Origin of the sequence: Actinoplanes sp. NPDC051851 (assembly GCF_040681165.1) — a bacterium.
In the GTDB taxonomy this organism is placed as follows: Bacteria; Actinomycetota; Actinomycetes; order Mycobacteriales; family Micromonosporaceae; genus Actinoplanes.
On the sequence record NZ_JBFAYF010000135.1, the window covers coordinates 1 to 7,114 of the forward strand.

General features: G+C 65.8%; 8 protein-coding genes. 6 read left to right on the plus strand and 2 right to left on the minus strand.

Annotated elements, in window-relative coordinates; genetic code table 11:
* The first annotated feature begins 766 nt into the window (after positions 1 to 766).
* The 4 genes from AB0M08_RS46900 (at position 767) to AB0M08_RS46915 (ending at position 3,525) form a co-directional block, all read left to right on the plus strand.
* The gene (locus AB0M08_RS46900) at positions 767 to 943 is read left to right on the plus strand and encodes a hypothetical protein (protein WP_364508697.1); all 177 of its coding nucleotides are present in this window, start codon (positions 767 to 769) and stop codon (positions 941 to 943) included.
* A gap of 18 nt (positions 944 to 961) precedes the next feature.
* On the plus strand, positions 962 to 1,198 hold the full coding sequence (locus tag AB0M08_RS46905) for a hypothetical protein (protein WP_364508700.1): 237 nt from the start codon (positions 962 to 964) through the stop codon (positions 1,196 to 1,198).
* Positions 1,199 to 1,561: 363 nt separating this feature from the next.
* On the plus strand, positions 1,562 to 2,296 hold the full coding sequence (locus tag AB0M08_RS46910) for a hypothetical protein (RefSeq protein ID WP_364508702.1): 735 nt from the start codon (positions 1,562 to 1,564) through the stop codon (positions 2,294 to 2,296).
* Between the two features lie 263 nt (positions 2,297 to 2,559).
* Positions 2,560 to 3,525: a hypothetical protein gene (locus tag AB0M08_RS46915; protein WP_364508705.1), complete on the plus strand. Its 966-nt coding sequence runs from the start codon at positions 2,560 to 2,562 to the stop codon at positions 3,523 to 3,525.
* Here the strand turns inward: AB0M08_RS46915 and hemC are convergent.
* Positions 3,518 to 4,486 carry a hydroxymethylbilane synthase gene (gene hemC / locus AB0M08_RS46920; protein ID WP_364508708.1) on the minus strand — a complete coding sequence of 323 codons (969 nt, stop codon included), beginning with the start codon at positions 4,484 to 4,486 and terminating at the stop codon, positions 3,518 to 3,520. The genes AB0M08_RS46915 and hemC overlap by 8 nt on opposite strands.
* Positions 4,487 to 4,653: 167 nt before the next feature.
* On the opposite strand from hemC, the gene AB0M08_RS46925 reads away from it, so the two are divergent.
* Positions 4,654 to 5,232, plus strand: a complete 579-nt coding sequence (locus AB0M08_RS46925) for a hypothetical protein (protein ID WP_364508710.1) — start codon at positions 4,654 to 4,656, stop codon at positions 5,230 to 5,232.
* A 218-nt stretch (positions 5,233 to 5,450) separates the two neighbouring features.
* On the plus strand, positions 5,451 to 5,633 hold the full coding sequence (locus AB0M08_RS46930) for a hypothetical protein (protein ID WP_364508712.1): 183 nt from the start codon (positions 5,451 to 5,453) through the stop codon (positions 5,631 to 5,633).
* Positions 5,634 to 5,906: 273 nt separating this feature from the next.
* Here the strand turns inward: AB0M08_RS46930 and AB0M08_RS46935 are convergent, their stop codons facing one another.
* Positions 5,907 to 6,461, minus strand: a complete 555-nt coding sequence (locus tag AB0M08_RS46935) for a hypothetical protein (RefSeq protein ID WP_364508715.1) — start codon at positions 6,459 to 6,461, stop codon at positions 5,907 to 5,909.
* Positions 6,462 to 7,114: the final 653 nt, after the last annotated feature.

The following is a 7,114-nucleotide window of genomic DNA, read 5'->3' on the forward strand; positions in this document are numbered from 1 at the left end:
ATTTCGTAACCCGAAGAACCAGCGGCTACGGACCCGTACCGCTACCACCCGCCGCCACCGCGGACACCTCAACCCCGCTTAAATTCGAAGAGCCGAGATGCCCGGGTACCGAGAATGTTGCCACCGCGCGTGTGCCCACATTTCCCCCTGAGGGTCTCGGCTATCCGTGGGTGGGATAGCCGTCCGAAGCAAGGTATCCGGTCGCCGGATAAAACTACCCCTTGATGCACTACCGCGCGTGATGGGTTACGTGTCGACCATCGACCACGATCAACACGGAACGAAATTGGGCGGGGTCGCAGGTGCGGTAGGTATGGCTTCGGTGCTTCCCCGGCGCGAATCAGTGGATTGGGGCCCAGATGCACACGCGACGCCAGCGCAAACCGTGGCAACTCCTACGTCGAGCGTGCTGTACGTGTGGTCTGCCCTGGCCGTGCATCGAGGTATGGATGGCCGAATGCCGTGGCCAGGAGGAACGCAGCCTCCGAACCTTCTTGACGCAAACGACCCCGAGCCATCCAGCCCACCCGGCCAGCAGCGACGAGTCCCCCCTCGTCGAGCGGGACGAGCAGGGCCCGGCGTGGGCGGCGCCGACGAAGCCGCTTGGGCTGATCGGCCGGGCGGGATCGCTGACGCCGGCGCAGGAGCAACGCGCGGAGAGGGGCTACTCGTGTTAGTCCCCCGTACGGAACACCAGGGTGAACGCCCCTCGTGGGATTGCCGGGTCTGTGGCCTGCCGTGGCCGTGCGCCATCGCCAAGGTCGAGTTGGCCGAGCAGTACCAGAAGTTCCCGCAGGGCCTCTCGATTTACGTGGGCTCCTGCCTGGTTGAGGCGATCGACGACTGGGCGGCGGGCTTCGGTCGCGCGCCGGCCGATCTGTACGAACGCTTCTTGGGGTGGACCGACAAGCCTCCGCCGCGTGAGCAGAGGATCGCGGCCTGATCACGAGGGAGAGATGCCATGAGAAAGCGGATCGGGTTGCTCGAGCTGCTCCAGGACGCCTTCGACGTGCCGGTCGCGGTGAAGGTCGGCGACACGCTGGTGGAGATCTCCGGAGCCCGGCTGATCGAGGACCGCGTCGTCCTGGAGTTGGACCCGGAGGACATGGACGTAGCGGCTGAGCACATCGTGGTCGAGAGCGCCACGGCGGCGCGAGCCAGGGCTGCGGCGGAGCCCGTCAGGTCGGAAGGAACGTGACCTTGTGCCCCGACTTCGAGGCACCCGGCATGAACGCGGTCCCCGATCTCTACGCCCTCGACATCACCAGCGTGAACCTGTCGCTTTGACTCCCGGCTCGGTGAGGACTTGCCCGTATCCATGCCGAGCCGGGTCATCCTCCAGCCCGTCTAACTCGCCCCAACGATGCGCGGCTGGGCGCGGCCACCGACGGCCGCAGGCTCGGCCCGGGTTGCTCTGCGCGAGCTTCCCGGGCCTGAGTCGAGCTATCGGCATACACGTCACGCTGGTGAACCGGCTTCCCCAGGTACAGGTCAGGCCTGCCAGTCAAAGCGTTCACGGGCACGAGCATCGAGCAGATCGAGTTGAGGAGGGAGACGTCCGATGAGCCATCCGATCGATCTTGCGATATCGGCTGGCGGGGTTGGCGCGGTTACCGTGGCCCGCCCTTCCGCCACGGTGCCGATCGCGCAGCTTCGTGTCGCGGTACTGGCTGACTCGGCGGACGGGATCGTCCATGTCAGCTCCGCACTGCGCGGCGTCGGCGACGACGAGCGGAGGCACGTCGCGCTGCTGATCCTGCTGGCGGAGGCGGAGCAACGGTTCGGGCATGCGTTCGGCGCGCACTGGGCCATCGACGCTGCGGTCGACGTGATCGCTGGATCAGCGTGGACGGATTGGCCGCTGATGCTGGCGCTGCTCGCGGTCAGCACGGACCTGAGCGAGTGGGATCACGTGCCGGAGGCGGTACAGGCCAGCACGGCCTACCTGGCCGAGCTGGATCGGAACCCGATCGTCGACCGGCACCGGATCGCCAACGCCGAGATGATGCGCTCGATCGCGCTGTTCCACCACGAGGGCTGCGACGCCGGCCGGGACGCTCTGCGGCTGGTGCGCAGCCGCGTCCGCAGCGGAAGCCGGCTGGCCTTGGCCGCCGATGCTGGTCTCGCCGCGATGGAAGCAGGCTGCATGCCGGGCTGCGAGCCGCCCCGTGTCCTGCCGCCGGTGCCCGGCGGGATCCTGGCTCCACGTCCCGATCGGGCGTCGCCTGCCTGGCTGGCCGCACGGATCATGCGGCGCTCACCGGTGCACACGTGCGGCTTGGCGCTATCGGAATGACCAGCAGCGTCCTCGCGGATCAGCGGTCTCCCGTCACGGCGGTGGCCGTGTCGGCTTCCCCTTGTCGCGAGGTGAGGGCGTCAAGCTGGCCGCTCGCTGGGAGAAAGCGGCCTCGGCCAGTAAGGACATCCATGACGCTTCTCCTTGCAGCCGAGATGTTTCTGCACCCTCACCTCGACCCCCTTGGCTACATGCGGAGGTCGCCGGCGAAACCTGCCCCGGCCCCGGATCTTCCTCCCCTTCTAGGCGTTGGAGCTGGAGAAATGGCGCAGATCGTCAGACAGCGAACGGCGAGAACCACAACTCCTCTGCGGAGCCGTGCCGCCGTCCGCAACATGCTGGAGCCGGTGAGCCTCACGCCCGCCGACCTCTCGATGGTCCTCCTGGTGACCGCTGAGGCAGCCGACAGCGGTTTGACCACGGCGACGGTCACCGAGCTTCCGAAGCTGGTCACCGCCTGCGAAGCCCTCGGCATCCGATCAGTGAAGCTGTTCGCCGAAGGCACCGACCGCAGCGCGACGGGCGAGTCGTCGGTGCACGAGAACTCGCTGATGGCTCAGGCCATCGCCGCGATCAAGGAGACGGCCCCGGCCTTGGCGGTGATGACCGAGACCTGCCTGTGCTCCTACACCCTCGATGGCACGTGCTACGTCACCAGCTCGGACGGCCTACCGGACGTGGCGGCCACCCTCGACGTGACGGCCCGGCAGGCCGTAGCTCATGCGGACGCGGGAGCGGACATCATCGGCCCGGCCTCGATGATGCTCGGCACGACCGGAGCGGCGCGGCGGGCACTGGACGAGGCCGGCTACGACAACGTGTCGGTGATGCCGCACGTCATCTTCTGGAGCAACCTCTACGACGGGTTCCGTCAGGCGATGGGCGCCACCCCGAAGGTCGGCCACAACCGGGAGTTCCAGGTGAACCCGGTCCGCGCGGATCAGTTCATCGACGCCGCGCTGCGGATGGAGTCCGACGGCGCGGACATGCTGCTGCTGGAACCCGCGTTCGCCACGGCCGACGTCCTGGGCGAGTTGAAGACGCGGACGCTCGCCCCGATCTTCCCGTTCTCGGTGTCCGGCGAGTACACCACGCTGGCACCGCTCGATGCGGGCACGGACAAGCGTGATCTGCGGCTGCTGGTCGAGCTGTACACGATGCTCAAGCGGGCCGGGGCTACCGCCGTGGTCACCTATGCGGCGGTAGAGATCGCCCGCACGCTCATCTGACCGCTACGGCTCCGCGCACCACATCGAGAATCACCTGCGCGCCCTGGTCGATGAGGTCGGCGGCCAGGGCCGCACCCAACCGCTCCGGCTCGTCAGCTCCTCCGGTCATCACCCCGGACACCCGGCGGGTGCCGTCCAGCGACGTGACCTGCCCCGTGAGCCGCAACCGGCCATCGGGCAGGCTTTCCGCGTACGCGCCGACCGGGACGCTGCATCCGCCGTGCAACTCGGCCAGGAACGCCCGCTCGGCGTTCACCTGCGCGTGCACGCTGGTGTCGCCGACGCTCGCCAGGATCTCGCGTAGCGGTTCCTCACCCTGGCGGATCTGGATGCCGAGAGCTCCCTGACCGGGGCTCGGCGGGAACAGTTCCAGCGGCAGGATCTCGCCGATGGCGTCATCGAGACCCAACCGGCGTAGCCCGGCCACGGCGAGCACGACCGCGTCCAACCCCTCAGTCTGGATCTTCTTCAACCGGGGCGGCACGTTCCCCCGGATCGGCACCACCTCAAGATCAGGGCGCACGGCGAGCAACTGCGCGACCCGCCGCGGGGCACCGGTTCCCACACGCGCCCCTCGGCGAAGGCCGGCAAGCGTGGAGCCGCACAACGCGTCAGCGACCTCAGCCCGCTCCGGCGGCGCGACCAGTATCAACCCGTCCGGGTTCGCGGTCGGCAGATCCTTCAAGGAGTGGATCACCACGTCGACGTCGCCGCGGGCCAGCGACGCTTCCTGCTCACTGCTGAACGCCGAACCTCCGCTGACGGCCGAGACCTGCGACAGCAGCGACCGGCGGTCCTTGTCGCCACCTTCCAGGATCACCCGATGGGTGAAGGTCACTTCCGGGAACCGTTCGCGAAGTGGTGTCAGGTACTCGCGGACCTGAGCCTTGGCGAGGTTGCTGGCACGGGAGCCGACCAGATACTGAGTCACGGCGACGTCTTCTCCGAAGATGGGGAGCAACCAGGCAACGGTACTCTTTCGTCCCATGCATACCGGTAACGACCCTGCATGATCGACAGCGGCAAGGTGCCCGGGGACAACGGCCCAGATCAACAAGATCAGCCCCGTGGCAATCCGCAATCGATGGTTGTATCGCGCTCCGCAGAGACGGATGCCAAGCTGGATCAGTGAACGGCCACAGCCCCGACGACGAGGATCTGCCGCCGACGACATTGCGTGAACAGGGCGTCATCGCGGTGCCGGTGCATTCCACGGCGACGGCTGGGCCGTTACCGGACGGGTGGGCGGCGGAGTGGGCGGACTCCGATGCGCGGCGGGCACGCCGGCTGCTGGCGAACCGGCTGGCGGCTGAGTTGCTGGATGCGCCGGAGTCGGCGCGGGTGGTGGGGCATGACCTGTTCTCGGCGCATGTGATCGCGATGCGGTGGGATGAGGTGCCGATGGTGGCGCTCGCGCTGGAGTACGCGGTGACCGCACCGTTGCAGCATCCGGAGTCGACGATCATCGGGGACGGTCCTGGGGGCACCGTGGTACGGATACACACGCCCTTGTTCTCTGTGGTCTTCCGGTTCTCACCGCAGATGGGGCCGGTGCTGGTACTGGTAGACGCGATGCCCGACTACGCGGTGCGCCTCGATCTGGACGAGTCCCAGGAAGGCCAGCTCCGAGTCGCGCAAATGACAGCAGGCGTACTGATCAACATGCAGATTCCCGGAGTTGGAGAGATCAGGGCACCGATCCGGTAAACAGCTGTCCTTTGCCATCGAGGTGTGCCCGCTGCGCCAACGAACTCTGTCTCTGATGGCCGAACGGAGGACACCCAAGGCTCCAAAGGGAGGATGCCCCGGGCGATCGCTCCGGCCAAGAACCGTGCCCGCAACTTGCGTCCCGGACAGATAACCGCAGTTCAGAGCACTCATGAGACAGACTTCAGTGGCAAGAACTCGGTCCGCCCAGCCAACGCATGCACGCCCTGATCGCGGCCCGGCCGTGGCTGACCGTGATCAGGCTGCAGTCCTACACACCCGACCTCAACCCGACCGAAGGCGTCTGGCTGTGGATGAAACGCGGCCTGACCAACATCGCTGCCCGAGGCGTCGACCACCTCGCCGACCTGGTCAAACACCGACTACGCGCCTGCCAGTAACAGACCGATCTCCTCGCCGGATTCTTCGCCAGCACCGGCATGACCCTCGACCCCGAACTACCGTGACCACGCGAACCTCAACCTTTCAACCTCTGTAGCCTACTCGGAAGCGAATGCCAGCCTGCCGGAAAGACTGCAACAGCTCGTCGAGAACCCTGGTCTTCAACGGAACTTGGTCCATATCCGACACGTCGACGTCGACGCCGTCACCAATCCCAACTATCGATCACGAAACGACCGTGACGCGATACTGTGCCGTTGATTTCAGGCATATCAATGCAAATCATCGGTAGGGTCGACCTGCCATTTGTGTTTTGCGGGTCCTTCTGCTTGGAGTCGCACAGTCGGGTCCGGGTCGCTGCGCAGAATCTCGCGTATGTGGGGCGGCGTGACGAGAGAGCAAGCCATCCACCATCGCACTTCGACGGCTCGATCGCGTACCAAGAGTTGAAGATCCTCCTCATCGAGGGTCACCGTCTGCACCAAGGCACCCCGTACAACGGACTTTGAGTCGCGCGCCAGGGCGCGCCGTTGATCTGCGGTGGTCAGTGAGTTGAACGCTGCGCCAGCGCGGACTCGCGGACTCGCGTCGGCGACCAGCAGCGCGAGCGTGCCGGGATCCGTGGTCTGGATGGCCAGGGTCTCGCGGACCTCGGGGGAGGGATCAACGGAAAGGCAGGCGATGGTTTTCGCGGACAGGTTTTCCCCTTGCGCAAGCTGGTATCGCGAATCCTTGTACGGTGACCTACAGATCGCCAACTGAACATCCTCGTCACATGCCGTATTTTCGATGACGGCCGATCTAACGGGGAAGAGCGGGTCATTCACAAGCTGCACCAGAACATCGCCAGGGGTAGCCGGGTTCTCGGCAATCCTCTCTCGAACCTGCTTGTCAGAGTCTGAAGCGAGCGTACGTGCTACCGCTGCCGGTAGACCCCGACGACCAGCGACTGCGCGTCGGACTGCCGGGGACTTGTCGCTGGCCAACTGAATGACGAGCCCGGAGGGAGCCGTGGGATCCTCGGCCACGCGGACCCGAACGCTGACACGTTTGTCCGTAGCAGCTTCCGAAAGACTGGGCGAATCTACAGCCTGGTCAGGCTTCCGTTCTCGTGCCATGTTGATCACCGCATCTTCTTGAAGGGTATTACCGGAATGTCGGCGACGCGGCCTGCCGCATAGGGAGCAGGCCGCGTCGTTGTCACACGAGCCCGACGATCATGGTCTCATACTGCCGTGTCGAACGCCTATATGCAGCTGTAGAGTTGCCCCGGCGGGCAATGGCCATGGTCGAATGAATAGTACAGGATATAGATAGCTTCCCATTCTCGCGCATGAAGCCAGCCCTTCGTGTAGCGCATTTTCTTCCAATCACAAGATCCGCCACGATACCGGCTCTTCGAATTTAAGCGGGGTTGAGGTGTCCGCGGTGGCGGCGGGTGGTAGCGGTACGGGTCCGTAGCCGCTGGTTCTTCGGGTTA

What these genes read in the sequence shown, in the direction of transcription:
- AB0M08_RS46930 (WP_364508712.1), top strand. Translation starts at nt 5,451, where the DNA reads ATGCACGCCCTGATCGCGGCCCGGCCGTGGCTGACCGTGATCAGGCTG.
- AB0M08_RS46905 (WP_364508700.1), top strand. Translation starts at nt 962, where the DNA reads ATGAGAAAGCGGATCGGGTTGCTCGAGCTGCTCCAGGACGCCTTCGAC.
- AB0M08_RS46915 (WP_364508705.1), top strand. Translation starts at nt 2,560, where the DNA reads ATGGCGCAGATCGTCAGACAGCGAACGGCGAGAACCACAACTCCTCTG.
- AB0M08_RS46910 (WP_364508702.1), top strand. Translation starts at nt 1,562, where the DNA reads ATGAGCCATCCGATCGATCTTGCGATATCGGCTGGCGGGGTTGGCGCG.